General features: G+C 64.7%; 22 protein-coding genes. 11 read left to right on the top strand and 11 right to left on the bottom strand.

Going from position 1 to position 26,465, the window contains the following annotated elements:
* Window position 1: 1 nt before the first annotated feature.
* The 10 genes from AC1DS6_RS30295 (at window position 2) to AC1DS6_RS30250 (ending at window position 11,041) form a co-directional block, all read left to right on the top strand.
* Window positions 2-976: an ABC transporter permease gene (locus AC1DS6_RS30295; protein WP_477103760.1), complete on the top strand. Its 975-nt coding sequence runs from the start codon at window positions 2-4 to the stop codon at window positions 974-976.
* Window positions 973-1,815, top strand: coding sequence for an ABC transporter permease (locus AC1DS6_RS30290; RefSeq protein ID WP_477103759.1), 843 nt, complete (start codon window positions 973-975; stop codon window positions 1,813-1,815). The genes AC1DS6_RS30295 and AC1DS6_RS30290 overlap by 4 nt, the downstream gene beginning before the upstream one ends.
* The gene (locus AC1DS6_RS30285) at window positions 1,812-3,473 is read left to right on the top strand and encodes an ABC transporter ATP-binding protein (protein WP_477103758.1); all 1,662 of its coding nucleotides are present in this window, start codon (window positions 1,812-1,814) and stop codon (window positions 3,471-3,473) included. The genes AC1DS6_RS30290 and AC1DS6_RS30285 overlap by 4 nt, the downstream gene beginning before the upstream one ends.
* Complete coding sequence (locus AC1DS6_RS30280) at window positions 3,470-4,474, top strand: 2-hydroxyacid dehydrogenase (protein ID WP_477103757.1); 1,005 nt, start codon at window positions 3,470-3,472, stop codon at window positions 4,472-4,474. The genes AC1DS6_RS30285 and AC1DS6_RS30280 overlap by 4 nt, the downstream gene beginning before the upstream one ends.
* Window positions 4,475-4,552: 78 nt before the next feature.
* Window positions 4,553-5,962, top strand: coding sequence for an aspartate aminotransferase family protein (locus AC1DS6_RS30275; RefSeq protein WP_477103756.1), 1,410 nt, complete (start codon window positions 4,553-4,555; stop codon window positions 5,960-5,962).
* Window positions 5,962-6,894, top strand: coding sequence for a DMT family transporter (locus AC1DS6_RS30270; RefSeq protein WP_477103755.1), 933 nt, complete (start codon window positions 5,962-5,964; stop codon window positions 6,892-6,894). The genes AC1DS6_RS30275 and AC1DS6_RS30270 overlap by 1 nt, the downstream gene beginning before the upstream one ends.
* Before the next feature lie 4 nt (window positions 6,895-6,898).
* Entirely contained in the window at window positions 6,899-7,633 is a 735-nt protein-coding gene (locus AC1DS6_RS30265; RefSeq protein WP_477103754.1) for a GntR family transcriptional regulator, read from the top strand.
* On the top strand, window positions 7,630-8,658 hold the full coding sequence (locus tag AC1DS6_RS30260) for a histone deacetylase family protein (protein WP_477103753.1): 1,029 nt from the start codon (window positions 7,630-7,632) through the stop codon (window positions 8,656-8,658). The genes AC1DS6_RS30265 and AC1DS6_RS30260 overlap by 4 nt, the downstream gene beginning before the upstream one ends.
* Window positions 8,655-9,728 carry a phosphotransferase gene (locus AC1DS6_RS30255; protein WP_477103752.1) on the top strand — a complete coding sequence of 358 codons (1,074 nt, stop codon included), beginning with the start codon at window positions 8,655-8,657 and terminating at the stop codon, window positions 9,726-9,728. Before AC1DS6_RS30260 ends, AC1DS6_RS30255 begins: the two co-directional genes overlap by 4 nt.
* 20 nt (window positions 9,729-9,748) lie before the next feature.
* Window positions 9,749-11,041, top strand: coding sequence for an aspartate aminotransferase family protein (locus AC1DS6_RS30250; protein ID WP_477103751.1), 1,293 nt, complete (start codon window positions 9,749-9,751; stop codon window positions 11,039-11,041).
* 1,130 nt (window positions 11,042-12,171) lie between these two features.
* On the opposite strand, the gene AC1DS6_RS30245 is transcribed toward AC1DS6_RS30250, so the two are convergent.
* From AC1DS6_RS30245 to AC1DS6_RS30200, 10 genes are all read right to left on the bottom strand, one after another.
* Window positions 12,172-13,233 (bottom strand): phosphotransferase family protein, encoded by a 1,062-nt coding sequence (locus tag AC1DS6_RS30245; protein WP_477103750.1) that lies wholly within the window; start codon window positions 13,231-13,233, stop codon window positions 12,172-12,174.
* Between the two features lie 164 nt (window positions 13,234-13,397).
* Entirely contained in the window at window positions 13,398-14,471 is a 1,074-nt protein-coding gene (locus tag AC1DS6_RS30240) for a porin (RefSeq protein ID WP_477103749.1), read from the bottom strand.
* A 204-nt stretch (window positions 14,472-14,675) separates the two neighbouring features.
* The gene (locus AC1DS6_RS30235; RefSeq protein WP_477103748.1) at window positions 14,676-15,617 is read right to left on the bottom strand and encodes a Bug family tripartite tricarboxylate transporter substrate binding protein; all 942 of its coding nucleotides are present in this window, start codon (window positions 15,615-15,617) and stop codon (window positions 14,676-14,678) included.
* 147 nt (window positions 15,618-15,764) lie between these two features.
* Window positions 15,765-16,745: a Bug family tripartite tricarboxylate transporter substrate binding protein gene (locus AC1DS6_RS30230; protein WP_477103747.1), complete on the bottom strand. Its 981-nt coding sequence runs from the start codon at window positions 16,743-16,745 to the stop codon at window positions 15,765-15,767.
* Window positions 16,746-17,003: 258 nt separating this feature from the next.
* Window positions 17,004-17,807, bottom strand: a complete 804-nt coding sequence (locus AC1DS6_RS30225; RefSeq protein WP_477103746.1) for an SDR family NAD(P)-dependent oxidoreductase — start codon at window positions 17,805-17,807, stop codon at window positions 17,004-17,006.
* Between the two features lie 56 nt (window positions 17,808-17,863).
* Window positions 17,864-18,664, bottom strand: a complete 801-nt coding sequence (locus AC1DS6_RS30220; protein ID WP_477103745.1) for an enoyl-CoA hydratase/isomerase family protein — start codon at window positions 18,662-18,664, stop codon at window positions 17,864-17,866.
* The gene (locus AC1DS6_RS30215) at window positions 18,661-19,941 is read right to left on the bottom strand and encodes an acetyl-CoA acetyltransferase (RefSeq protein ID WP_477103744.1); all 1,281 of its coding nucleotides are present in this window, start codon (window positions 19,939-19,941) and stop codon (window positions 18,661-18,663) included. Before AC1DS6_RS30215 ends, AC1DS6_RS30220 begins: the two co-directional genes overlap by 4 nt.
* Complete coding sequence (locus tag AC1DS6_RS30210; protein WP_477103743.1) at window positions 19,923-21,398, bottom strand: carotenoid oxygenase family protein; 1,476 nt, start codon at window positions 21,396-21,398, stop codon at window positions 19,923-19,925. Before AC1DS6_RS30210 ends, AC1DS6_RS30215 begins: the two co-directional genes overlap by 19 nt.
* Window positions 21,399-21,443: 45 nt before the next feature.
* Window positions 21,444-23,192: a class I adenylate-forming enzyme family protein gene (locus tag AC1DS6_RS30205; RefSeq protein WP_477103742.1), complete on the bottom strand. Its 1,749-nt coding sequence runs from the start codon at window positions 23,190-23,192 to the stop codon at window positions 21,444-21,446.
* 3 nt (window positions 23,193-23,195) lie between these two features.
* Complete coding sequence (locus tag AC1DS6_RS30200; RefSeq protein WP_477103741.1) at window positions 23,196-24,635, bottom strand: carotenoid oxygenase family protein; 1,440 nt, start codon at window positions 24,633-24,635, stop codon at window positions 23,196-23,198.
* Window positions 24,636-24,752: 117 nt separating this feature from the next.
* Here AC1DS6_RS30200 and AC1DS6_RS30195 point away from each other — a divergent pair, with 117 nt between their 5' ends.
* Complete coding sequence (locus AC1DS6_RS30195; RefSeq protein WP_045240215.1) at window positions 24,753-25,541, top strand: IclR family transcriptional regulator; 789 nt, start codon at window positions 24,753-24,755, stop codon at window positions 25,539-25,541.
* Between the two features lie 42 nt (window positions 25,542-25,583).
* Here AC1DS6_RS30195 and AC1DS6_RS30190 read toward each other — a convergent pair whose 3' ends face one another.
* Window positions 25,584-26,360: an IclR family transcriptional regulator gene (locus AC1DS6_RS30190; protein ID WP_045240214.1), complete on the bottom strand. Its 777-nt coding sequence runs from the start codon at window positions 26,358-26,360 to the stop codon at window positions 25,584-25,586.
* Between the last annotated feature and the right edge of the window lie 105 nt (window positions 26,361-26,465).

Raw genomic sequence — 26,465 nt, 5'->3', positions numbered from 1 at the left:
CATGAGTCGTACGCAGCGCATGCTAGGCCGGGTGGTACAGGGCGTGATCGCGATCCTGGTCATCGCGACCGTCAACTTCCTGCTGATCCGGGCCGCGCCGGGCGATCCGGTCTCGGTGATGGCTGGCGAGGCCGGCGCATCCGACCCTCAGTTCGTCGCGCAGTTGCGCACCCAGTTCGGGCTGGACAAGCCGGTGCCGGAGCAGTTGGCCACCTACCTCGGCCATGTGGTGCAGCTGGACCTGGGCTACTCGTACCGGCAGCAGCAGCCGGTGCTGGACCTGATCCTGCAGCGCCTGCCCGCCACGCTGATCTTGACCGGCAGCGCCTTCCTGCTCTCGGTGCTGTTCGGCGTGGTGTTGGGGGCATGGGCGAGCCGGCGCGCGGGGAGCTGGGTGGATAACGCCATCACCCTGTTCGCCCTGGTGTTCTACGCCACGCCGCTGTACTGGCTGGCGATGATGGCGGTGCTGCTGTTCTCGGTGAAGCTGGACTGGCTGCCCGGCTTTGGCTACTTCACCGTGGGCGCGGACCTGCACGGCCTGGCGCTGGTGTTCGACATTGCCTCGCACCTGGTGCTGCCGGCGCTCACGCTGGCCCTGTTCTACATGGCGGTGTATGCGCGCATGACCCGGGCCTCGATGCTGGAGGTCGCGCAGATGGACTTCGTCAAGACCGCGCGTGCGAAGGGCGTGCGGCCAGGGCGTATCCAGCGCGCCCACATCTTGCGCAACGCCCTGCTGCCGGTGGTCACGCTGGCCGGCATCCAGGCCGGCGGCATGATCGGCGGCGCGGTGCTGACCGAGACCGTGTTTGCGTGGCCCGGCATCGGCCGCCTGATGTTCGACGCCCTGCTGCAGCGCGACTACAACCTGCTGCTGGGCTGCTTCCTGGTCACCGCGGCCATGGCCGTGTTGTTCAACCTGTTGACCGATTTCGTCTACACCCTGGTCGACCCGCGGATCGAGATGCAATGAAAAATACTTTCTGGCGGCGTTTCTGCCGCAACAAGGCAGCCGTGCTCGGCATGGTGGTATTGGCGGCCTTTGCCGTGCTCGCGCTGTTCGGCCCGTGGATGGCGGGGAACGATCCCTGGGACATGGTGCAACAGCCGTTCCTGCAGCCCATGCAGGAGGCCGGCTTTGCCATGGGCACCGACACCATGGGGCGCGACATCCTGGCGGGCGTGATCCACGGCGCGCGCATCTCGCTGCTGATCGGTGTCGTGTCCACCGTGGTCTCGCTGCTGATCGGCGTGACGCTGGGCGCCATCTCAGGCTACTTCGGCGGCTGGATCGATGCAGCGTTGATGCGCTTTACCGAGTTGTTCCAGGCGGTGCCGAGCTTTGCGCTGGCGCTGGTGCTGGTGGCGATCTTCGAGCCGTCCATTGGCTCCATCGTGGCCGCGATCGCCATCGTGTCCTGGCCGCCGGTGGCGCGCCTGGTGCGCAGCGAGTTCCTCACGCTGCGCCAGCGCGACTTTGTGCAGGCCGCCAAACTGGCCGGGCAATCGACGCCGCGCATCATCCTCTCGCAGATCCTGCCCAATGCCAGCTCCCCCATCGTGGTGATGGCGTCGCTGATGGTGGCGACCGCCATCCTGCTGGAATCCAGCCTGAGCTTTCTCGGGCTGGGCGACCCTAACCATATGAGCTGGGGCTATATGGTGGGCTCGGCACGCACGGTGCTGCGCCAGGCCTGGTGGATGGCAGTATTTCCCGGCACGGCCATCCTGCTCACGGTGCTGGCACTCAACATGGTGGGCGAAGGCCTGAACGACGCACTGAACGCGCGCCTTGGCGGGAGCGGACGATGAGCACACCGGTACTTGAAATCCAGGGCCTGAGCATCCGCCTGCCGGCCGGCGGCGACCGCGCCCTGGCGGTGCAAGGCGCATCGCTGACGCTGGCTGCCGGCCAGACGCTGTGCGTGGTGGGCGAGTCCGGCTCGGGCAAATCCATGATCGCCAATGCGGTGATGGGCCTGCTGCCAAGGCCACACGTGGAACCGGTTGCCGGGCGCATCCTGTTCGAGGGGCAGGACCTGCTGCAGCTGGATGACACCGCCATGCGCGAGTTGCGCGGCCAGAAGATCGGCATGGTGTTCCAGGAACCCATGACGGCGCTCAACCCGGTGATGCGCATCGGCGACCAGATCGCTGAAGTATTCGACGCGCACCAACGTCTGGGCGCGGCCGAGAAGCGCAGGCGCATCGTGGCGGCGCTGGCCGATGTCGGCCTGCCCGATCCGGAACTGCTGTACGACAGCTATCCGTTCCGCTTGTCGGGCGGGCAACGCCAGCGCGTGATGATCGCGTGCGCCATGGCGCTGGAGCCGCGCCTGCTGATTGCCGACGAGCCCACCACCGCGCTCGACGTGACGACCCAGGCGCAGATCCTGCAGTTGATCCGCGACCTGCAGAAGCGGCGTGGCATGGCCGTGCTGTTTATCACGCACGATTTTGGCGTGGTGTCCGAGATCGCCGACCAGGTGGTGGTGATGCAGACCGGCACCATTGTCGAAGCCGGGCCGGCCGCGCGCGTGCTGACCGAGCCGCAGCATCCCTATACGCGCAAGCTGATCAGCGCGATTCCCGGTGGCCATTTGCGCCAGCCGCCCGTGCAGGCGGAACGCAACCGCGTGCTGCAGGTGCAGGACCTGTGCAAGACCTACCGCACCGGCGGCAGCCTGCTGCGGCGCGGGCGCGAGGTGCAGGCCGCGCGCAACGTGAACTTTGAACTGCTGCGCGGACAGACGCTCGGGCTGGTGGGCGAATCGGGCTCCGGCAAATCCACGGTGGGTCGCTGTATCGTCGGTCTGGCGCCGTTCGACAGCGGCCGCATTGTGATCAACGGGCGCAACCTGTCGCAGGGCAGCGGCTTGCTGCAACGCTCCGGCGGCAAGCTCCAGATGGTATTCCAGGATCCCTACGCCTCGCTCAATCCCCGCCACCGGATCGGTGCGGCCATTGCCTCCGGCCCGATCGCCCAGGGGGTCTCGCGCGAGGAGGCGCGGGCCCGCACGATCGAGCTTCTCGGGCTGGTCGGGCTGGGCCCGGAGGCTGCCGAGCGCTATCCGCACGAGTTTTCCGGCGGGCAGCGCCAGCGCATCGGCATTGCCCGGGCGTTGGCCATGCAGCCGGAGCTGCTGGTGGCGGACGAGCCCGTCTCCGCGCTGGATGTGTCGGTGCAGGCGCAGGTGCTGGAGCTGTTCGCCAAGGTGCGCGAACAGTTCAAGCTGGCCATGGTCTTCATCACCCACGACCTGCGCGTGGCGGCCCAGATGTGCGACAAGATCGCCGTCATGCAGCGGGGCGAAGTAGTCGAGTACGGCGAGACGGCCCGCGTGCTGAGCGCGCCCGAGCATCCGTACACGCGCAAGCTGATCGAAGCCATCCCGCGCCTGACACGGGCGCAGGAGATTACCGAGGCACGGGAGCCGGACCGCCTGCAGGCGGTCGGAGGCTACGCATGACGCGCACCGGCCCCGAAGATGCAGCCGCGACATTGGGCATGAAGGACATGACGACTGGCGAACCGCCCTGCGTGGCACTGCTTAGCAGCGTGCTCGACATGAGCTACCTGGTTCCCGCCTTTCGCGCGGCGGCGCCCGGGCTGGACCTGCGCGTGGGGCCCGACCTGGGTGCGCTCGACGAGATCGATGCCGCGGTCTGCTGGGTGCCCCCGCCCGGGTTGCTGGCCGCCATGCCGAAGCTGCGCCTGGTGCAGTCGCTGGGCGCGGGCATCGACCACCTGCGGAGCGATCCGGACCTGCCGTCCGGGCCAACCGTGTGCCGCATCGTGGATACCGCGATGGCCGGCAGCATGACGGCCTATGTGACATGGGCCGTGATCCAGCACCAGCGCAGCATGGGCGCCTATCTGGCCAGCGCGGCAGCCAGGCAATGGCAGGAGCAGCCCATCGTGGCGCCGTCGCGGCACCGCGTGGGCATTGCAGGGCTTGGCAGGCTGGGCATTGCCAGCGCCCGCGCACTGCAGGCGGTGGGCTATTCGGTGCGCGGCTGGAGCCGTAGCGCCAAGACTGACTTGCCCGAGGGTGTCGATGCGTTCCACGGGCAGGACGGCCTGGATGCCTTCCTGGCAGGCTGCGACGCGCTGGTCTGCCTGCTGCCGCTTACCGCGCAGACGCAGGGTTTCCTGTGCGCCGACCTGTTTGCCCGCCTGCCGCGCGGCGCGCATCTGATCAACGTGGGCCGCGGCAGCCATCTGGTCGAGGCCGACCTGCTGCGCGCGCTGGACGAGGGCACGCTGGGTGCTGCCACGCTGGACGCCTTCCAGCACGAGCCGCTGCCGGCGGAGCACCCGTTCTGGCGGCATCCGCGCATCGTGGTCACGCCGCATGTGGCGGCCCGCACCGATTCGGCTACGATCGCGCGCCAGACGCTGGATAATCTGGCGCAACTGCGCCGCGGGCAGCGACCCGCGGTGGCAGTGGATCCGGCGCGGGGATACTGATCCTGATGAGCCTGGCCTTGCCATGCCGCTGCCCTCCCCTCCAACACACCAGACAACGACAACAGGACGTCACCTGACATGACCGTCGCCTTGCCCTCGCACGCCGCCCTTGCTGCCGACGATATCGCGGCCCATCTGCACCCCTTTACCAACCTGGCCGCTCACCCCGGCGTCGACCCGCTCGTCATCACGAAGGGCGACGGCATCTACGTGGAGGATGACCAGGGCAAGCGCTACCTGGAAGGGATGTCGGGCCTGTGGTGCAGCTCCCTCGGGTTCAGCCATGCGCGCGTGATCGAGGCTGGCGTGCAGGCGATGCGCACGCTGCCCTACTATCACACCTTCAACCACCGCTCCAACCCGGCGGCCATCATGCTGGCCGAAAAACTGGTCGCGATGGCGCCCGTGCCAATGTCCAAGGTGTTCTTCGCCAACTCCGGCTCGGAGGCCAACGACACCGCAGTCAAGCTGGTCTGGTACTACCACAACGCCATCGGCAAGCCAGACAAGAAGAAGATCATCGCGCGCACCAACGCCTATCACGGCGTCACCGTGGCAGCGGCGAGCCTGAGCGGCCTGCAAGCCAATCACCGCGATTTCGACCTGCCCATCGACCGCATCCTGCGCACCGGCTGCCCGCATCACTACCGCTACGGCGCACCAGGCGAGAGCGAAGCGGCATTTGCCAGCCGCCTCGCCCGGGAGCTGGAAGCGCTGATCCAGGCGGAAGGCCCGGATACCATCGGCGCCTTTATCGCGGAGCCGGTGATGGGCGCGGGCGGCGTGATCGTGCCGCCGGCGACCTACTTCGCCGAGATCCAGGCCGTGCTACGCCGCCATGACATCCTGCTGATCGCCGACGAGGTGATCTGCGGCTTCGGGCGGACCGGCGCGATGTTCGGCTCGACCACCTACGGCATGCGGCCAGACATCCTCACCTGTGCCAAGGCGCTGTCCTCCGGCTACATGCCGATTTCGGCCGTGATGGTATCGGAGACGGTGCACGCGGCGATAGCCGCCAACAGCGGCAAAATCGGCACATTCGGCCATGGCTTCACCTACTCGGGTCATCCGGTCACCACGGCGGTAGCGCTGGAAACGCTGCGGGTCTATGAGGACGACAGCATCCTCGACCACGTGAACGCGGTCGCGCCCCGCTTCCAGCAAGCGCTCCAGGCATACGCCGGACGCCCGCTGGTGGGCGAGGTACGCGGGGTCGGCCTGCTGGGCGCGATCGAGCTGGCGGCGGATCCGGCGGCGCGGCGCGGCTTCGACCCCGCGCTGAAGGCTGGCCCGCGCCTGGCACTGCTGGCGCAGGAGCAAGGCCTGATCGTGCGCGCCATTGGCGACACCATCGCGTTCTGCCCGCCGCTGATCGTCACCGAGGCGCAGATCGACGAACTATTCGCGCGTTTCGAAAATGCCATGGCGGCGCTGAAGCGTGAGCTCGCGGCCAGCAGCAATGGCGGCAACAAGGCTGCGGCCTGATGACCGGCCCCGCCAATCCATCGCTACGGCTTACCACGGCAAGCGCGCGCCGCGACGGCATCCTGCTGTTTTTCTGCGCGCTGGTGGCGTTTGCCTGCTACGACGCCTTCTGCAAGTGGATGCTGCGCGACCACTCCGCGCCGATGATGAACCTCACCCGCTACGTCTCGGTGAGCGTCATCGCGCTGGTGTGGCTGGTGCGCGAAGGCGACCTGAAGCTGTGGCGCACGCCCTGCAAGTGGCTGTTACTGGCGCGCGGGCTGGCGCTCGGGATCGTGGCCAGTTGTTTCATGGCCGCGCTGGTGTACATGCCGCTGGCCGAGGCAACGGCGATCTACTTCACCGCGCCGCTAATCATGGTGGCGCTGTCGCCGGCGGTGCTGGGCGAGCGGGTGGGACGCGCGCAGTGGGCGGCCGTGCTGGCCGGCTTCGGCGGCATGCTGCTGATCGTGCGGCCAGGCGGTGACCTGCCCTTCGTGGGTACGGTGCTGATGATGGTCTCGGCCGTGTGCTACGCGGCCTTCCAGCTGCTGACGCGCCGGCTGGCCGGCGTGGTCGCCGGGCCGGTGCTGTACGCCTGGACCGCGCTGATCTGCCTGGTGGTGACCGGCGTGCCCGCGCTGGTGACGCCGCCTGAGGTCATGCCGTCCGCGCCCGATATCATGCTGATGATGGCCGGCGGCGCCTGCAGCGGCCTGGCCCAGCTCCTGCTGCTCGCCGCCTTCCGGCGTGTGGCCGCCTCCACGCTCGCGCCGCTCAATTACTTTCAATTGCTGCTCGCCGTGCTGATCAGCACCTTTGTCTTCCAGCGCCCGCCCGACGGCGTCGCGCTGGCGGGCATCGTGCTGATCATGCTGTCGGGCGGCTACCTCGCATTGCGCGGGCGGCCGGTGCCATCAGGACAGCCGGTCGTGGCCCGCCCCAAGGACTAAGCCCATGTCTGATTCCATCTACAAAGACACCTCGCCCTCCTCTCCATTTGCCTCGATCGAGGTTTCCGACCTGGTGGCGGCGGTAGAGGCCCAACTCACCCAGGCCATCGTCGAAGGGCGGCTGCCGCCCGGCAGCCGTATCGTCGAGGCGGACATCGCCCGCCGCATGAATGTCAGCCGCGCGCCGGTGCGCGAGGCGGCCCGGCGTCTGGAGCGGCAGGGCGTGCTGATCTCGCGGCCGCGCCACGGCTTTGCCGTCCGCACGGTGACTGTGCGCGAAATCGACGACCTGTTCCAGGTACGGCTGAACCTGGAACTGATGGCAGCGTCGCTGGCCTGCAAGCAGGCGCCCGAGGCCGGCCTGAAGCAGCTCCTGGCCATGGTCGAACGCATGGTGCTGGAGGCCGACTCTTTGCCGCAGATCGAGCGGGTGGCGCGCGACCTGGCCTTCCACACAGCCATTTGCGAGCTGTCCGGCAATGCCTACCTGCATCGGATGTTCTCCCAGATGCAGACGGAGATCCGCATGATCGTGGCGTTGATCGACAGCGTCTACCACGACCCGAAGGCCGTGGCGGAGACCCACCGCCCAATCGCCGAAGCGATCTCCCGGCGCGACGAAGCCGCCGCGCAAGCCGCGGTGCGGTTCCATATCGAAGACGCCTGGGTGAATGTCCGGGCGGTGTTCATGCAGAAACAAGGCGCCACCGAGGCGCCTCCGATGGAGTCCGTCCTATGAAAGTCGCCTACAGCGATCAACATCTCGACCACGACCCGCACGCGTTCATGGTGCGCGGCAAGATGAAGCGTAGCAACGAGCAGCCAGAACGCGCCCTGCGCCTGCTGGCCGCGGTGCGCGCCGACGGCCACGACGTGATCGCCCCCGCCGGTCACGGTCCGGGCCCGCGCGCCGCGATCCACACGCCGGAGTATCTGCGCTTCCTGGAAACCGCGTACGACCGCTGGCAGTTGCTGCCCGATGCCTCTGAAGAAGTGCTACCCAACATCCATCCGTTCCCCGGACAGCCCTGCACCTATCCGGACAGCGTGGTCGGCCAGGCGGGCTTCCATATGGGCGACGCGGCCTGCTCCATCGGGCCCAACACCTGGCGCGCGGCGGTCGGCTCGGCCGACGTAGCTACCCACGCCGCGCAACTGGTAGCAGACGGCGAACGTGCCGCCTACGCGCTGTGCCGCCCGCCGGGCCATCATGCCTATGCGGACCGCGCCAACGGCTTTTGCTACCTGAACAACACCGCCATCGCCGCGCAGCATCTGCGTCGCCACCATGAACGCGTCGCTATCCTCGATATCGATATGCACCATGGCAACGGCACGCAGGGCATCTTCTATCGCCGCAACGATGTGTTGACGGTGTCGCTGCATGGCGATCCGATGCTGTTCACGCCCTTCTTCACCGGCCATGCGCATGAGCGCGGCGAGGCGGAAGGGCTGGGTTACAACATCAACCGCCCGCTGGCCCGCGGCACCGGCGACGAGGCCTATCTGGCGGCCCTGCGCGACGTGTGCCAGAGCATCCGCGCATTCGCGCCCGGCGCGCTGGTGGTGGCGCTGGGACTGGACGCCCACGAGCGAGACCCGTATCAGGCACTCGCGGTCACCACGCCCGGCTTCGCCCTCATCACTGCGGAAATCGCCCGGCTCGGCCTGCCGACGGTGCTGGTGCAGGAAGGCGGCTATCTCTCCGACGACCTCGGCCCCAACCTCTCCAGCGCGCTGCGCGGCTTCGCGAGCGCAGCATGAATGGGCCGGCAAATGCGGCGCTGGCTGCCGGCCCCCAAGCGGTGGATGTGCTGAGCGAAGGCTCGCCCGAAGTCCCGTTGGCGTGGGCCATGGACTTGCTGGCGCGGCAGTACGGGCTGGCGGGCCGGCTCTCCGCGCTGACCGGCGAACGCGACCGGAACTTCCTGCTGGAGACCCCGGCGGCAAGCTATATGCTCAAGGTCTCCCATCCCGCCGAGTTGCCGCTGGTAGCGGACTTCCAGACGCAGGCGCTGCTGCATATTTCAGCGACCGATCCCATGCTCCCCGTGCAGCGTATTGTGCCGACCCTGACGGGACAGCCCTCACTGGTCGCGCGGCCGGCCGGCGGCGATGCACGCGTGGTGCGGCTGTTCAGCTACCTGCCGGGCGAGCCGCTGCCAAAGGCGCAGCGCTCGCAGGCGCAGGCGCGGGAACTGGCGCGCACGCTGGCCCGGCTCGACCTTGCGCTGCGCGGCTTCCGCCATCCCGCCGGCGAGCTTGAGCTGCCGTGGGATATCCAGCGCGCCGACCGTGTGCGGGGCCTGCTCGACTGCGTCCCGGACAAAGCGCGCCGCGAGCTGGCGACACGCGCGCTGGATCGCTTCGCCACCAACGTACAGCCCCGGCTGCCGCGCCTGCGCGCCCAGCCGATCCACAACGACTTCAATATCTATAACGTGCTGGTCGACCCGCAAGACCATGCGCGCATTGCGGGTGTGCTCGATTTTGGCGACATGGTCCATGCGCCGCTGATCGACGACCTGGCCGTCGCCGCCGCCTATCAGCTGGATCCGGCCGGCGATACGATGGCCACGCTGGCGGACTTCGTCGCCGCTTATCATGCGGTGCTGCCGCTGGAAGCCGATGAGATCGACGTGCTGTTCGACCTGGTGCAAGCCCGGCTGGTGATGGTGGTGGCCATCAGCGGCTGGCGCGCCGCGCGGCATCCGGAGAACGCCCCTTACCTGCTGCGCAACAATGCGGTCTCCTGGGACCGGCTGGCGGCCTGCGACGCCATTCCCACCGAACAGGCACGCGACGTCCTGCGACGAGCTTGCGGGCTGGCGTGACCACGACACCAAGGAATCCGATGACCCCTTCCGTTCCCGAACTGGCCGAGCGGCGCGCGCGTGTGCTCGGGCCGGCGTACCGCCTCTTCTACGAGGAGCCGCTGCACGTCGTGCGCGGCGAAGGCGCGTGGCTTTACGACGCCGGAGGAGAGCGCTACCTCGACGCGTATAACAACGTCGCATCGGTCGGCCATTGCCATCCGCAAGTGGTGGAAGCCATCGCCCGTCAGGCAGCCCAGCTGAACACGCACACGCGCTACCTCCATGAAGGCATCCTGGATTACGCGGAGCGCCTGCTGGGCACAATGCCGGATGCGCTTGGCCATGCCATGCTCACCTGCACCGGCAGCGAGGCCAACGACCTGGCAATGCGCATCGCCCGCGCCCACACCGGCGCGCAAGGCCTGATCATCACGCGCTTTGCCTATCACGGCGTCACCGCATCCATTGCCGAGGCATCGCCTTCGCTCGGGCGTTACGTGAAGCTCGGCGACAGCGTGCGCACCGTGCCGGCTCCGGACAGCTACCGCGTCCCGCCGGCGCAACTTGGCGCCGTATTTGCCGAGGGCGTGCGGCACGCCATCGACGACCTGCGCGCACAAGGCATCCGCCCGGCCGCGCTGCTGGTTGACACCGTGTTCTCCAGCGACGGCATCTTCACCGATCCCCCCGGCTTCCTGAAAGACGCCGTCGCCGTCATCCGCGCGGCCGGCGGCGTGTTCATTGCCGATGAGGTGCAGCCTGGCCTGGGCCGCACCGGCGACGCGTTCTGGGGATTCCAGCGGCACGGCGTGGTACCCGACATCGTTACCATGGGCAAGCCAATGGGCAACGGCCACCCGCTCGCCGGGCTGGCTGTGCGCCCCGAGGTGCTGGAGGCGTTTGGCCGCGAGTGCCGCTATTTCAATACCTTCGGCGGCAACCCGGTCTCGGTCGCCGCCGGCATGGCGGTGCTGGACGTGATTGAGCAGACGAAACTCACGGCGCAGGTACGGCGCGTTGGCGCGCACCTGCGCGAGCGGCTGGCCGGCGTCGCGGCGCGGCACCCGCTGATTTGCGATATCCGTGGGGCCGGCCTGTTCGTCGCGGTGGAATTTGTGAACGGTAGCGATACCGGGCAGCCAGCGACAGCGCAAACCGCCCGCATCGTCAACGGCCTGCGGCGCCGCCATGTGCTGGTCGGTGCCACCGGGGAACATGCCAACATCCTGAAGATCCGTCCTCCCATGGTGTTCACGGAGGCGCATGCCGACCTGCTGGCCGATACCCTGGACGCGGTGCTAACCGACGTGGAGTACGCACCCCCGACATAGGAAACGGTCGCAATGCCTGCGCTGCGTCGGCAGCGGCTGTTGAGGGAAGCCATCAAAAAGGGCCTGGGATATTGATTGACATGGCCACGATACGCGCTGCTGTCCTATCCATGGAAACTGCCGCCGAGCAAACTCGTCGAGTTCATGGTTCAAGAGTCGTGAAGTGTAGTAACAATGTTCCGCTTGCGAAGTAAAGTTGATCCGCGACCTGATTACGCTCATTTCGCCGTCTCACGGCTTTCCTTTACTGCTGCAGTTCGGGGAGCGCGTGTCCCCTGCGCTCCTACTCTCACGCCGCCAAAAGGCTGCCTGGCTTTTTGTTCAGCGGCTTAGATTGCAGCCTATTTTGGCCATGATGCGCGAGAACGCTCCTTTTACTCAACGAGATCGAAGCCGCCTAGTCTGTGCGAAACGTAGTAAAGATGCGCCCAAGCGACGGACCTGCGATCGTTTCAACATTACTTCGCGCTACCGGATGGTATCAACATTACTACTTGAAAAATCGTAGTAATGTTGGTGCGTAAAATCGCAAACTTATTGATTTTACTGGCTTTGCGCTCGGACTTTGCGTAGCATCTTTACTACACTTCACGGCGGGCGGCAATTTTTTACTCCATTTGCACAAAAAAAGAACGGCCGCCCCGGCCAGATTCCGGGTGGCCGCAAACGAGCACCAGCTCGGTGTCGATCCTTAGATTCGGTATGAAGTCAGGCTAAGGCGCGCCAGATCCTCCACCTGCCTGACATTACCGCCACTTGGCCGCTCCTTCTTGAACGTCTTGCCGAACTTCCTGATAAAGATGAGCCGCCGACGGTTTGGGTGATCATGGCCACATGCTGAAGCCCTTGCGCAAGCACCTGACCCCGCCTGTCAATATTTGATCTGGGTGGACACTATTTGCAAAATTCGGTGCCGCAGTGAGGTCTGCTTCGAAGCTACGGTGTTTGGCCATCTTCAAAAATGCGGTCTGGAAGTCAAAACTATGGCTCCCCAAAGCGTATCCCGCGGATGGAAGGGACGCATGGGCCCGTTTCCTGGCCGGTACGTATGCGTCGATGCGGCCGGGCAGCCGGGTCGCGACCACCAATGCGCGCCGCAAATGTGCCAACACGAAATCTTGGTCCAGCTCTCAATCCACCCGTTGCGCCTGCGCCCAAGCCAGCTCGGCCACGCGCGCAAAGCGTTCGCCCATAGCATGCGCGTCCGCATTGGACGCCGTGCCGCGCGCAACTCTGCCCTTGATGCCATGCAGGATCGCGGCGAAGCGGAACATGTTAAAGACGATGTAGAAATCCAGGTTCGAGATACCATCCCGGCCTGTGCGCCTGCAATAGGCGTCGACATATGCCGCCTCGTCCGGCAATCCCAAGGCTGCCAGGTCCAGCCCCGAGATGCCACCCAGGATATCAGGCGGCATGCGGAACATCATTACATGGTAGGCAAAGTCGGCAAGTGGATCACCGAGGGTCGACAGTTCCCAGTCCAGCACCGCCAGCACCCGGGGCTCGGTAGTATGAAAAATCATGTTGTCGGCCCGGAAGTCGCCATGGGCAATGGCAACCTCCTCGGCGGCAGGCAGATGCCGAGGCAACCAGTTGGCGAGCAGATCCATCGCGGGATGCCGACCGGCCACTCCGTCGCTCAGGTACTGGCCCGACCAGCGGGCCACCTGGCGTGCCACGTAACCGCCAGGCTTGCCGTAATCGCTCAAACCGATGAAAACGGGATCTATCGTATGCAGCCGGGCCAGCGTCGCGTTCATCGCGTCCATGTACGACGCCCGGTCATGCCGTGACACATCGGAGAAGCTGGCATCCCAGAAGATCCGCCCTTCAACCATATCCATGACGAAGAACCAGCTGCCAATCACCGACTCGTCGGTGCAAAGCCCGTGAATATACGGCACCGGGAAATCCGCTTGGCCGAGCGCCGCCATCACTCGCGCTTCGCGCTCCACCGCATGGGCGCCCTTCAGCAAGGCACCGCGCGGTTTGCGCCGCAGCACATAGCTGCGACCAGGCGTGGTCAGGCGGAATGTGGGGTTGGACTGCCCGCCCTTGAACTGGTCGATCGTGAGCGGCCCCGCATAACCCGCCACATTCTGTTCCATCCAGCGCTCCAGGGCCGTCTGGTCGAACTGATGCTGCTCGCGCACCGGCACCGTGCCGGCGAAGTCATGCCTGTTAGCCATGTCTGTCCTCGGCGTCGAAAGTGTTACGCTTGATCATCTTCGCTAGCGTCCATTTATAAACTGCGATCGAGCCGTCATAGGTTCGAAGGCATACGGCCAGTCCCGGCCATATGCCTCTACTCAGGGGCCTACACATCTTGCGTGCCGAGACCAGCGCCCATATCTCAGAACTTGTGCCGAATCCCCAGCGCAACCCCGGTTTGGTTGGTTTTCCCCGGTGCGAGCGTCTGCAGCGAAGCGAAGTTGAGCGCTGCGTTTTTTGCGTAGGCTGCCGCGCCATAGACGTCAGTGCGCTTGGATAGCGAGTAGATTCCCTGCAACACGTACTGTTGCGCATTGGCCGGGTTGGCGACGCCTGCCTTCGACTTGATGTCGTCGTAGTAGTAGGCGAGCGTCAGCCCGAATGGCGGGGCGATCTGATAGCCGATGCCGGCCCAATACATATTGTCGCGCGACGAGGTAACACCGTTTGCGGCGACATCCTTGCCCCAGCGGTAGCCAGCCGAGAGCCGGATCGGTCCCTGCGTGTAGGTGCCGGCCACTGCTGCCTTGCGCGACTTGGCGATGCCGGCGGCGGCGTCGGGGCCATTGCCCTGATCATAGATCGCCGAGACCGCAAACGGCCCCGACTCGTAGCTGACGCCGCCGCCCCAGGATGCGCTGGCCTGAATCGAGCCAGGCTGTTCACCGAACGCGTAGTGAGCCTGCGCCGTCAGCGCGTCGAGGGCGATGCGGTACTTGACCGAGTTATCGACGCGCAAGGGCCCGAGCAGCACCGAGAACGGTTCGTAGGTGCCCGAGTAGTAGAGCGGCGTAAAGTTGGCCAGGATGTCAAAAAACGTCGTGTATTGCCTGCCAAACGTTAGCCGTCCATAGCGCGATTCAATGCCGACAAAGGATTGCCGGTTAAACAAGCGCGAGGTGTCGGCCATCGTACCGGTGTCGATATTGAAGCCGTTCTCCAGCACGAACAGGGCCTTCATGCCGCCACCCAGATCTTCCACGCCGCGCAAGCCCCAGCGCGGGCCGGACAGGCCCGCAGAGGTGAGCTTGACCGCCGACTTGGCGCTGTTATCTCCCGAAATTGCGGAACGATTGTTGCTGCTGTACTCCAGATAGGTGTCGGCCACGCCGTAAATCGTAACACCGGATTGCGCGAGTACGGCCTGCGCCGACATACCCGTTGCACCCATCGCCATAACCGATGCCAGAAACCGAACCCGTCCAATCTTGTTCAAAACACTCCTCCTTATCGATGTGATGTGCAACCTGCGAAAACCCATCTCTCGGCGGCAAATTCGTTTTTACTGCCTGCCTGCTCACCAAAAGAACGCTTTCTGACGATAAAACTCAAAAATGTGGGATACACGTCGCTGGTCCCTACGCAATGTTTTCGCCCCTGGGCCCTTACCGAGGCGAACAAGGGCCGTCTTTGCGAAGGCTCAGTCCAGCCGGATTCCGGCCGCCTTAATCAAGGCAGACCAGCGTGCCTGGTCGGCGCGGACATCGGCGGCGAATTCCGACTGGGGCTTGCCGCCGGGCTCGTAGCCCAGGTCAGAAAATTTCCTGACAACCTCCGGATTGCGCGTCACCGCCGAAATCTCGATCTGCAACCGCTTGATGACCTCCGGGGGCGTTCCCGCGGGGGCGAAGAAGGCGCCCCAGCCGAGCGCTTCAAAACCGGGCAAGCCAAGTTCCGACAGCGTGGGGACTTCGGGCGTCAAGCGGCTCCGCTTGGCGCCGGATGAGGCGATGATGCGCACCTTCCCGGATGCGATATAGGGACGCACGGACGGGTAGTCGGTCCACATCGCGGCGACCTCACCGTTTGCCAGCGCCTGCACCGCGGCACTGCCGCCCTTGTAGGGGACGTGCAACATGCCCGCACTTAACGCCTGATTTAACGCGTGACCATACAAGTGTGACGACGAAGCGTTGCCGAACGATGAGTATTCCCACTTCTTGGTGGTAGCGTTCGCCTCGCTGGTGAAACCTGCGAAATCGGTGGCCTTCACGCGGCTGGTGCTGACAGCCAGCCACAGCGGTGCACTAACCAAGGTGGTCACGGGAACGAAATCGCGCAGCGTGTCATACGGAATCTTCGGCATCGCGCTGGCAGTCTGCAGCAGGATCGGAATCGTGAACAGTAGCGTATAGCCGTCAGGCTGGGCCTTGGCGACATAATCGCTGCCGATCACGCCACTGGCGCCGGGCCGGTTATCGACCACGATGGCCTGCTTCATACTGGCCTGCAGCGCCGAACCGGCAATACGCGCGACCACATCGGTACCGCCACCCGCGGGAAACGGCACCACGACCCGCACTGGCTTGTCGGGGTACGATTGGGCCGCAACCGGGCCGCACAGAAGAACCAGCATCGACATCAGGGCACGCCGGCGGGGGAATGAAATCCACGTCATGGATCACCTCAAATGAATTCGGAAGTAAAAGGGGGGCTCTGCGCGCACGCGCAGTAGCAGATGTCATGGCATGTTGCGATCGAACGGCCCCATCGGGCCGGCGGCGGCAGATCAGTCCGGTTGAATCCCGGCCTTCCCAATCAGCTCGGCCCAGCGCACTTTTTCGGCGCCGACTCCCCTGGCGAACGATTCCTGGGACTGGCCGCCGGACATGTAGCCAAGGCTGCCGAGGCGTGATACGACATCAGGCTGATGGAGAACCTTCACGGTCGCCGCGTGCAGCTTGCGGACGATCTCTGGCGAGGTCTTGCTGGGGACGAACAGCCCGGCCCACGTCGGCAAATCGAAGCCCGGATAGCCTTGCTCAGCCAGCGTCGGTACCTCGGGCGTCAACGGCGACCGCTTGCCGCCAGTGACCGCCAGAAGGCGGATCTTGCCCGATGCCAGTTGCGGCTTCAGCGTAACGATATCCAGAATCGTGAGTGACACCTCGCCCGCAACCAGCGCCACGCTCGCCGGAGCAGAGCCTTTGTAGGGCACGTGGATCATGTCCAGCTCGGCCACCGCGTTGAACTGCGAGCCGAGCACATGTGCGGAGGAGCCGTTGCCAAGCGAGGCAAAGCTATGCTTGCCTGGATGCGCCTTGACGTCCGCCACGAACTCCTTGACGGTGCGCGCCGAGGTCCGCGAGGTACTGACCGCCACCCATAGCGGCGAGGTGACCACGTCAATGACCGGCGTCAGGTCTGCGATCGGGTCGTATGGCAGCCTCTTGAACAGCGATGGCGTCTGCACCAGCAGCGGCACCGTCAGCAGGATCGTATTGCCATCCGGCGCCGACTTGGCCACCACGTCGGTGGCAATCGTGGCGCTGCCTCCCGGCCGGTTTTCGACGATGACGGTCTGCCCCAGCTCGACGGAAAGTTTCTCAGCCAGCAGACGGCCCAGCACATCGCCGCCGCCGCCGGGCGCGAACGGGACGACGATCCGGGCCACCGGCTTCGACTGAGCCCATACGGGGTTGCCGAGCGAAGCGAGGCACGCGGCCTGGGCAGCGAACGCGAGGAACGATCGGCGGGTTTTCGTGGACATGCTCTTGTCTCCCGTAGACGGCTGTCATGGCCGCCTTTCTTATGGTCTGAAATGGTGGGGCCTGCAGTGCCAGCTTCCCTTTATTGCAGAATTAGAGCGCACAACGCAGGCGGTGGAAAATAGCTTCGAAAGAACAGCTCACATCGTGGGATTTTCCTCGTCAGCGTGTGAGGGCAGCGGACCTCAAGAGCATTCCGCGCCACCCTGCACTGCTCGCCGGATAAAATCGTGGCGTCGGCACGGCCAGCAGATCGGCATTCATAGCGGACTCACCAGATGTCCGCCATCCACCGCCAGCGTCGTCCCGGTCATTGCTGCGCCAGCATCCGATGCCAGCAGCAGAAGCGGCCCGTCCAGATCGGTCAGCTGGCAGAAACGCCGGCTGGGAATGCGCAGACGCAGCTTCTCGCCGGCCTCGCTGCGCAGGAAGTCTTCATTCATCTCGGTCATCACGTAGCCGGGGAGTAGCGCATTGACCCGGATCCGGTGCCGCGCCAGTTCCAGCGCCAGTGCCTTGGTCACCTGGATCACGCCAGCCTTCGAGATGGCATAAGGTGCAACGCCCGCCGTCACCCTGGCGCCAAGGATCGAGGCGATATTGACAATGCTGCCGCCGCCGGCATTCGTCATGCGCCGCCCGGCTTCGCAGGCGACCAGCCAGCACCCTTTCAAATTAGTGTCGACCACCGCATCGAAATCCGCCTCGGTCTGCTCCAGCGCCGGCCCGGTCAACGCGACCCCGGCATTGTTGACGACCACCTGCGGAGTACCCCACGGTATCGCGTCGAAGCAGGCCTGGATGCTTTTCGCGTCGGTCACATCAAGCGCCAATGCGCACGCCGTTCCGCCCGCCTGGCAGATCGCTTCGACGATCGGTTGCAGCTTGTCCACGCGACGCGCGGCGAGCGCGACCCGCGCGCCGGCCGCCGCCAGCACAGATGCAAAGTGCTTGCCGAGTCCGCTCGATGCGCCGGTGACCAGCACCACGCGCCCATCCAGCCGGAAGCGCTGCGATGGCGCGACGGCTGCAGCGCTGTGTGTGTCCTGCAATTCACTGTTCATGTTGTCGCCCGACTCTTTTACCGAGCGGAACCGCAGTCCGCTCGATCCGATTGATGTCAGCCAAAGTTAGCCTGCCTCTTCTGTAGCATCGCCGTCACGCCTTCGGCAAAATCCGCGCTTGCGGCACATAGTGCGAAGCTTTCGGCCTCGGCGCGCAGCTGGGCCTTCAGATCGCGCTGGCCGGCATCGAGCAGCAAGCGGCGGGTCAGCGCCAGCGCCAGCGGCGGACCGGCTGCCAGGCGACGCGCGATGCCCTCGGCCTCGGCCATCAGCTCCGCCGGTGCCACCACGCGGTTGACAAGGCCGGTGGCGCATGCGTCTGGCGCGGACAGCGGCTCGCACAACAGCGCAAGCTCCAAGGCGCGACGCAGCCCCACGACGCGCGGCAGGCGCCAAGTGGTGCCGCACTCGGGGCTCGCGCCGACCAGTGCGGCGGCGACATTGAAGCGCGTATCTGCCGCGGCGACGATGAGGTCCGCGGCCAGCATCACGCCGATGGCACCTCCCGCCACCGCGCCGTGTACGGCGGCTACCTTCGGGAATTCGAGACGATCCATCACGGCAAGCGCGCCGTGCATTTCGTCGACAACCTCGGCCGGGCTGCCATGCGCCGAGGTCATCGCCTGCAGATCGCCGCCGGACAGGAAGGCACGCCCTTCGCCGCTCAGGATCAATGCGCGCACATCGGTGGCGGCCGCGAGGTTTTCGCAGGCAAGGCGGAAGGCCCGCGCCAGCGCAAGGTCGACGGCGTTGCGCGCCGCCGGCCGGTTGAAGCGGATATGCGCAAGGCTCCCATCCCGCCATGCCAGCACCGACATGGCGGCCTCCGTATCGGCACTCTCAGTGAGCGGCTTCACGCTTCCCCCTCCCGCTCCACCACAAAGCTGGCCACGGTGGCGCACGACCCGCCGATATTCAGCGTCTGGAGCCGCTTTGCGCCTTCGATTTGCGCCTCCCCTGCCGTGCCGGTCACCTGGCGCGCGGCATCTAACAACATGCGCGCGCCGGTGGCGCCCACCGGGTGCCCACACCCAATCAAACCGCCGCTCATATTGACGGGGCACCGTCCGCCCGGTTCGATGCTGCCGTCTTCCACGGCTTGCCAACTCTGCCCCGGCGGCGTCAGGCCGAGGTGGTCCAGCGCCACGTACTCGGTGGTGGTGAAGCAATCATGGGTCTCGACCCCGTCGATCGCCTCAATACCCGTCACATTGGCCCGTCGCCAGGCATCCTCGATGGCGTGGCGCAGGTGCGGGAATACATAAGCCTGGTCACGGCTGCGCTCCAACTTGTCCTGCAAGCGCAGGCCGGCGGTGCGGTGTCCCCACCCTGCGATACGCGGCAGTTGGTCGACCGATGTGCCGCGCCGGCGCGCATACTCCTGCGCGAAGCGCGGCGAGGCGAGTACAATGCCGCAGCCGCCGTCGGTCACCTGGCCGCAGTCTTGGCGGCGCGTGCCCGGCTCGATCAGCGGGTTGGCTTCGTCGTTGTCGGTGAAACTGTCGGCGTTGAACTGCCAGTTACGGGTCTGCGCCAATGGATTGCGGCGAGCATTACCGTAGTTAATCTCGGCAATGCGATTCAGGTATTTGCGGTCCAAGCCAAAGCGGCGCTCATACTCCTGCGCGATGCGCCCAAATGCCGCGGGCCACATGAAGGTGCATTCGATCTCTTCGCGGCCTTGCCACGCGGCGGAATTCTGATTTTTCGAGGCCTCGTGGCCCGAGATGTTTTTAAACTCCTCGGCGCCCACCACCAGCACGCAATCATAGCGCCCGGCTTCGAGCTCCGCCATCGCCGTCAGTACTGCCAGCGACGACGACGCGCAGGCGCCCTCATGGCGCATGGCCGGTACGCCCCACAGTTCCGGCACCACTTGCGCCACCATCGCGCCGAGATGCGCCTGCTGGCGTTGCAGTTCACCGAACGCGTTGCCGACGTGGATGCTCTCGATCTGCGCTGCATCGAGCGCGCAGGCGTCCAGGGTGCCGAGCGTGGTGTCGCGGATGATGTCGGAGATGTCCTGTCCGTGGCGGGACCAGACCTTGGCGAAGTCGGTCTGGTAGCCGCCGAGGATGTATGCGGATTGGCTCATGTCAGTGGCTCGGTTGGGGTTCACAGCAAGCCAGCCCAATCGGACTGGATGTCCCTCGCGTCGGCCCAGCACGCATGCGTGCCGCTACTGATGCGATGGGGTAAGAAAATGCGCGCGACTGGCCCTGCGGCGAGATCGCGGGCGTCCAGCACCATGCATTCGGAACGCTCGGTGTTCATGTCCGTGACGAAGCTGACCACATAGCCATCGTCCTCGCCCTGCGCGTCGTGGCACGGCGCCATCGGCGATTCGCTGCCGAAACGGCCTTCGCCGAACAGGTACTGTTGCGACTCGCAACTGGTGTGGTCATAGCGCAGGATGCCGTCGAACAGGAACGCTCCGGGGTGCGCAAGCATGTTGTATGAGTAGCGATACGGCTTGCCCCAGTACTCCATGTTGACCATGCCGAATTCGAGATAGCGCTCGTCCAGGCGGCGTTCGCGCGTAGCGCCGGTGCGCAGGTTGAAGCGCCATTCGTACAGCGTCGGGCCATATCGGTCCGGCCCCATGGTGTTGCCGGTGTTGTCGTATCCGGCCTTCGGCATTGGCGTCTTCTGGTGATAGCCGTGCAGCACCACCTCGTCACCGTCTTCCCAGGCATTGAGCCAATGCAGCACGTAGGTCGGGCTCGCCTCGAACCAGCGGATCTGCGCCGAGGCGGCCCTGCGGCGCGGCACGATGGCAAAGCGCGATGGCTTGTCGGGATAGTAGGTAAGCTTGTGCTTGCCTTGCGGCAGCAGATTCTTGTCCCAATGCAGTGGAAAGTCATTCAGGATGGCGAAATGTTCCGTGAACGCCATGTCGTGCGGAAGCCGTGGGCCCGGCAGCGGCACCGGCACGTAGTGCACCAGCCGGTTTTGGCGGTCGACTTCGCCGTAATGCATGTACGGAGCGTCCTTGCTGTAGTTGAAGAAGAGCAGATCGCCGGTGTGCGGATCGACCTTGGCATGGGCAGAGAGGCCGCAGTCGCGCAACACGTCGGCCCCCCAGGCATCGACCCCCTCCAATTCCAGAGTGCGTGCATCCAGCCGGTACGGCTCGCCGCATTGATAGAACATCGCGAGGGCTTTGCCCGCATGGACGATGACGTCGGTCGCGGCACTGTCGCGCAACCCGCCGCGCGCCCCCCAGCCCGGCAACTCCGACAAGCTCGGCTTGTCAATCAGGCCGGCATACAGCGCCCGCCCGGCTTGTTGCTCCTGCTGGAACGCCTTGGTGCGGACGAAGCGGTTGCGGTATTCGCAGCGACCGTTTTGGAAACTCATCAGGTGCAACATCGCGTCACCATCAAAAGGATGGAACTTGCCGAGCGGCTGGTGCACCGGGTTCTGCGTGTTGCGCAGATAGACGCCATTGAGGCGTTCCGGGATCGTTCCCTCGACCTCGAGGTCAATGGCATTGACTTCGCGATAGTTAGGGGTGAACGGCCCGGAAGTATAGGGATGCCCTTCGAGCGCTAGCGTAGGGTGGATTTCTCCGACGACTTCGACATGCATGGTTGACTCGCTATATGAAATTTGATCGATCCGGGCGATTCAGCGCTACCCCTGCACCGTCGTACTCGTGTGCTGACTTACGCTAGTCAGCAACTGGCGCAACTCCCGCTTGAGCACCTTGCCGACCGGGTTGCGCGGCAGCTCGGCGGTGATCAGCAGTTGCTCCGGCAGCTTGAAGGCTGCGACACCTTCCGCGCGCAAATGCGCCACCAGCGCAGGCAACGTGACGGTAGCTCCCGGTTGAGGCACCACTACCGCGCAGACCCGTTCACCCAGTGTCGGATCGGGGCTGCCGATTACCGCCACCTCCCTGACATCGGTGTGGCCGAGCAGCAGGTTTTCGACTTCCTCCGACGAGATATTCATGCCACCGCGGATCACGATGTCCTTGTGGCGCCCTGCGAAGCGATAGAACTGATGACGATCCCCAGCAATTTCGAATAGGTCTCCGGTGCGGTAGTAGCCTTGCTCGTCGAAGGCGCGCGCCGACAGCTCCGGGGCGTTGAAATAGCCACTGAAGATCGCCGGTCCCTCGAAGCGGAGTTCGCCGACGTGGCCCGGCCCATCGATCTCCGTGCCGGTATCGGGATCGACGAGGCGGGTTCGGATTCGCTTTGCATTGGAGTGCGACCAGGTGTAACCGGGCACTCCCATGCGCGGGAAGTACAGCGCGCGCTGGCTGCGGTCGGGGATGTCCTCCGGTGTCGACGACAGTGCCGCGCCTTCATTAGAGCCGAAGTAATTGACGATTTCGACGTTGAAGCGCTGCGCGAACTGCGCCACCAGCCAGTCCGCCAGCGGGCCGCCGCCCGAACCGATGCGTTTCAGACGCCGCAGGTCGACTTCGCTGAGACGTTCCGGCTCCTTGAGCAGCCGGCTCAGCACGGCCGGCGCCGCCACCGTATAGTCGATCAGGCTGGTTCGCAACTGCGTGAGGAATACCTCGATGTCGAATGGGTGATGATGATGCAAGCCGCCGCCAATCAGCAGCCACGCGACAAGGCTGGTCGAGACTCCCGCCATGTTGACGAAGGGGAAAGGAATCAGCAGCTGGTTGCCGGGCTGCAGGCGGCCGGCCTCCACCACCGATTGGCCGACCACTAACCACTCGTTGTGGTTGCGCGGCACCCCCTTGGAGCGAGCTTCCGTGCCAGAGGTCCAGCAGATGGTAAAGACGTCATGCGCCGTCAGGCCAATCGCGTCCATGTGCGCGCATAGCGCCGCCGCGTTCCACCCAGTGGTAGCCGTTAGCGCGGCGTCAAGGTCGCCGATCGCGGGCGGCAAGGCGTCGTCCGAACCGTCCCGATAGCACCAGACTTGCTCCAGCGCGGCGCATTGCGTCATGTAGGTGGCCCACTGCCCGGCCGCTTGGAAGGAACCGACGCGCTGCGTCGTGATGGCGAACCTAGCGCCGGTGGTGCTCAGCACATGGGACAGCTCATGCCCGCGGTACTGCATCGGCACAGGCGACACGATGACGCCGGAGATGGCACAAGCAAGATATAGCGCGTGCAGCTCAACGCAATTCGGCAGCTGCAGCACAATGATGTCGTCCTTGCGCAAACCTTGCCGGTGCAGCCAGGCGGTGTAGCGACCAACTTGCTCAAGCAATTCGCCCCACGTCCACTGTTGCGCCTCGTTGCCCCACAGCGCAGGCCGGTTAGGTGGATCGGCGACCGCAAAGGCGGTCGGCTGCCGCACCGCGGTCTCGACGAACATTGCGCCAAGAGTCCGCTCGCCCCACCACCCGCGCGCGACATAGTCTTCGATTTTGTCCCTGGATACCAAGATCATGATTTACTTCCAACGATTGAGCGTCGCTTGACTGACAAAGGTGGCGTGAAAACCGTTGGGGACGCGGCGTGGCAACAGCACGCGCGCTACCGGTCCTTGGGCGAGGTTCGCGCCCCTGCAATCAAACACCTGAATTTCCGAGCGGGCATCAACGGGGTTCCAGACAAAGCAGACCAAGTAGCCGTCGTCTTCGGCCATGCTGTTGTCGCGCGGCGCGAAGCCGGGCTCGTTGTAGAAATGGCGCGGGCCGGCGCTATACGCGACGTAGCCGCCGGTATCGAGGTCATACTTGACCAGCCCCGGGAAGCGAGGCTCTTCGTGACCGCCATGCGGAAACACCACGTTGTACGACCAGCGATTCCTGCGCCCCTGATACATGCTGTTGATGACGGGAAATTCGGTGTTGAGCACGTCGTCGATCGGGCCTTCGCGCGTCTCGCCTGTCTTCAGGTTGAAGCGCCACCGGTAGAGGAGGAAATCGCGCTGCCGCAAATGGATGGTCTGCTCCAGCCTGCGCGCGTCCGGCTGACCGTCGGGGCCGGCGTGGATGCGGTACGGCGTGCCGATCATCACGATCTCGTCACCGTCTTCCCATGCATTGACAACGTGCAGCATGTACGTTGGCTTGGCGCTGAACCAGCGAATCTCATCGGCGCGGCCATGGCGCGGGATCACAGCAAAGCGCGACGGCTGGCTGACATCGAAGCGCAGTTTGTAGCGGCCGGCGCGCTGCGCCTCGGCATCTGGCCGCAACGGGAAGTCGTGCAGAATGCTGTAGTGCTCGGTGATGGCCATGTCGTGCGGAAGACTTGGCGCGTCGAGCGGAATTTCGGTGCGATGCACAAGCTTGCGATCCGGTCCGATCACGCCATATTCCATATACGGCCGGGTCAAGCCATAGTCGAAGAACAGCAACTCGCCGGTGTGCTCGTCCGGTTTGGAATGCGCCGAGATCCGTGTAATGGCGCCGCCGAAATCGGCGGGGCCAATGGTCTGCAGACTGTTGGGATCGACCGCGTACGGCATACCAGAGCGATACCACATGGTAATCAGCCGGCCCGCGTGGTACTTCACATCGGTGTTGGAGGTGTTTTTCAGCGGCTCGTCGGGCCGGTCCGCGCGCAGCGGCTCCTTGAGTCCCTTCCACAGCGCGCGCCCCGCGGCCTTCTCTTCCTGCAACGCGCTTGTGGCGATCCATCGGTTGCGATAGCTCACCTTGCCGTTGCGGAAGCGCACCGCATGCAGCATGCCGTCGCCGTCGTAGGCGTGGTAGCGCCAGTCAGGTGGGAAGTAGTTGTTGGGTCCGTTGCGCACATACAGCCCATTCAGATCCGCCGGCACGCAGCCGATCACAGGCAGCTCGTCAAAGGAGTCTTCTTTTTGAATGCCAGCGTTGTTCCCGCTTAGGGCTGGATTGTCGAGGACGGGCAGGTCGTCTTGCATACTGAGTGCCTCCGGCGGTGAAGATCGATGGCGCTAGTCTAGGGATCGGCCTCAGGAACGCGACTGATATTTTTGATATACTGATGTTTGTTTCGATATGTCATAAACAGCCTGACCATGTCCATTCCGCGCCGCGTACCGCTTGACCTGTTCGCATACGAGGGAGATCGCCAGTTCGCGACGACTTTGGCGCGCGGGATCGCGCTTTTGCGCTGCTTTACGCCGGAAGAGCCGGTTTTGGGTAACAAGGAACTCTCGCGCCGACTGGAGTTGCCGGTCGCGACCATTTCGCGGCTGACCTATACCTTGGTGGCGATGGGCTATCTGGCCCAGGACGAGCCACACGGCAAGTACCGGCTCGGAAGTGCGGTGCTCTCGCTGAGCTACCCGCTGCTTGAATTGTTCACGATCCGCAGGCGCGCACGACCCTACCTGCTCGAACTTGCTGAAAGCACGGGAGGCTCCGTGTCGATCGGCATCCGAGACCGCCTCAGCGTCGTCTATATCGAGGCGATCCGGTCGCACCACCACAAGGTCTATCCGCTGGATGTGGGGACGCGGCAGTCCCTCGCTGGGACCGCGATCGGGCGAGCCTATCTGATGTCATGCGCGCCATCGGAGCGCGAGGCCTTGATAAACCAGTTGCGCATCCGCGCGCCGGAGGAGTGGCAGCGGCACCAGGTGGAGTTGCGCCGCAACCTGGCCGAGTACTCGCGCTGGGGGGCCTGCGTGTCGGTTGGCGAGATCTTTCCTGATGTGCAGGCGGTGGCCGTGCCGCTCGGCCGGATTGATCGCGGTGAGCCCGCGGCGCTTAACTGCGCCTTCCAGGGACGTCCAATGAACCGATCCTGGCTGCTGGAAGAGATTGGACCGAAATTGCAAACTTTGGCCCGTCAGCTGATGTGACACCAGGCGGGGCCAGCCGCCCCTTGCCGTATAAGCAGTCTATTAACCCTCGCCGCGCCAACCAAACGCGTTGACTTCTTGCACCAGCAACTCGCCCAGTTCCGCGCGACGCTTCGCCGACATCCTCGAGTTGATCGCCGCGATACTAATCCCTGCATAACTGTTGCGGGTGAGCGCGAACGCGTATCCTACACCGCTCATTTCGACATGTGGATCCGCCGACTCCGAGTAGCCGAGCTTTCGTGCCCGTGCGATCAACTGGCGCAGCTGGCTCGCGCTGATACCAAGCCGGCTGTAGTCCTTGCCATTCCTTGCGAGCATTTGCGCAACCTCTTCATCGGGCAGCATCGCCATGATGGAGACACCCACTGCGCTGGTGGCGAGCAGGCGCCGAACGCCGACCTGCACGATGAAGGCCTTGACCGGATAGTCGCCCTCCTCTCTGCACAGGCAGACGGCGAAATCACCGCTGCGCACGAGTAGAAATACCGTGTCACCGGTCTGGCGAGCCAGCCGCTGCATCAACGGGCGAAAACGGTCGCTTACGCTGGACAGCCCGGCGGACGAGAAGCCCCATTGCAGAGCCTCGATTCCGAGCCGGTAGAGCTTAGTGGTACCGATGCGCTCGACGAAGCCCTCTTCGATCAGACACGTCAGTAGACGATGCGTCGTCGAGCGATCAAGTCCTGACACCGCGATCAGATCGCGCAGCCGGATGCCGGAGCCATGATTGGCGCCGACATGTCGCAGCAGCGACAGGGCTCTGGCGGCGCTTTGCGTGCCGGAAACGGGGGTCGAAGCAGTATTTTTCTCATCCATTGAGCAAATATACCAAATTTCACTTGCAGGTCGAATGTACGTCCCTTGTAATCGGGACAAACGGGGGCGTCGGTCGCTGGCACGAACCATTGCGATGATGAAACG

Source organism: Cupriavidus sp. 05L310, assembly GCF_056398185.1.
The sequence above is the reverse complement of the archived record's forward strand: the minus strand, read 5'-3'. Positions and strand labels throughout refer to the sequence as shown.

What these genes read in the sequence shown, in the direction of transcription:
- AC1DS6_RS30295 (WP_477103760.1), top strand. Translation starts at nt 2, where the DNA reads ATGAGTCGTACGCAGCGCATGCTAGGCCGGGTGGTACAGGGCGTGATC.
- AC1DS6_RS30290 (WP_477103759.1), top strand. Translation starts at nt 973, where the DNA reads ATGAAAAATACTTTCTGGCGGCGTTTCTGCCGCAACAAGGCAGCCGTG.
- AC1DS6_RS30285 (WP_477103758.1), top strand. Translation starts at nt 1,812, where the DNA reads ATGAGCACACCGGTACTTGAAATCCAGGGCCTGAGCATCCGCCTGCCG.
- AC1DS6_RS30280 (WP_477103757.1), top strand. Translation starts at nt 3,470, where the DNA reads ATGACGCGCACCGGCCCCGAAGATGCAGCCGCGACATTGGGCATGAAG.
- AC1DS6_RS30275 (WP_477103756.1), top strand. Translation starts at nt 4,553, where the DNA reads ATGACCGTCGCCTTGCCCTCGCACGCCGCCCTTGCTGCCGACGATATC.
- AC1DS6_RS30270 (WP_477103755.1), top strand. Translation starts at nt 5,962, where the DNA reads ATGACCGGCCCCGCCAATCCATCGCTACGGCTTACCACGGCAAGCGCG.
- AC1DS6_RS30265 (WP_477103754.1), top strand. Translation starts at nt 6,899, where the DNA reads ATGTCTGATTCCATCTACAAAGACACCTCGCCCTCCTCTCCATTTGCC.
- AC1DS6_RS30260 (WP_477103753.1), top strand. Translation starts at nt 7,630, where the DNA reads ATGAAAGTCGCCTACAGCGATCAACATCTCGACCACGACCCGCACGCG.
- AC1DS6_RS30255 (WP_477103752.1), top strand. Translation starts at nt 8,655, where the DNA reads ATGAATGGGCCGGCAAATGCGGCGCTGGCTGCCGGCCCCCAAGCGGTG.
- AC1DS6_RS30250 (WP_477103751.1), top strand. Translation starts at nt 9,749, where the DNA reads ATGACCCCTTCCGTTCCCGAACTGGCCGAGCGGCGCGCGCGTGTGCTC.
- AC1DS6_RS30245 (WP_477103750.1), bottom strand. Translation starts at nt 13,233, where the DNA reads ATGGCTAACAGGCATGACTTCGCCGGCACGGTGCCGGTGCGCGAGCAG.
- AC1DS6_RS30235 (WP_477103748.1), bottom strand. Translation starts at nt 15,617, where the DNA reads ATGTCGATGCTGGTTCTTCTGTGCGGCCCGGTTGCGGCCCAATCGTAC.
- AC1DS6_RS30230 (WP_477103747.1), bottom strand. Translation starts at nt 16,745, where the DNA reads ATGTCCACGAAAACCCGCCGATCGTTCCTCGCGTTCGCTGCCCAGGCC.
- AC1DS6_RS30225 (WP_477103746.1), bottom strand. Translation starts at nt 17,807, where the DNA reads ATGAACAGTGAATTGCAGGACACACACAGCGCTGCAGCCGTCGCGCCA.
- AC1DS6_RS30210 (WP_477103743.1), bottom strand. Translation starts at nt 21,398, where the DNA reads ATGCATGTCGAAGTCGTCGGAGAAATCCACCCTACGCTAGCGCTCGAA.
- AC1DS6_RS30205 (WP_477103742.1), bottom strand. Translation starts at nt 23,192, where the DNA reads ATGATCTTGGTATCCAGGGACAAAATCGAAGACTATGTCGCGCGCGGG.
- AC1DS6_RS30200 (WP_477103741.1), bottom strand. Translation starts at nt 24,635, where the DNA reads ATGCAAGACGACCTGCCCGTCCTCGACAATCCAGCCCTAAGCGGGAAC.
- AC1DS6_RS30195 (WP_045240215.1), top strand. Translation starts at nt 24,753, where the DNA reads ATGTCCATTCCGCGCCGCGTACCGCTTGACCTGTTCGCATACGAGGGA.
- AC1DS6_RS30190 (WP_045240214.1), bottom strand. Translation starts at nt 26,360, where the DNA reads ATGGATGAGAAAAATACTGCTTCGACCCCCGTTTCCGGCACGCAAAGC.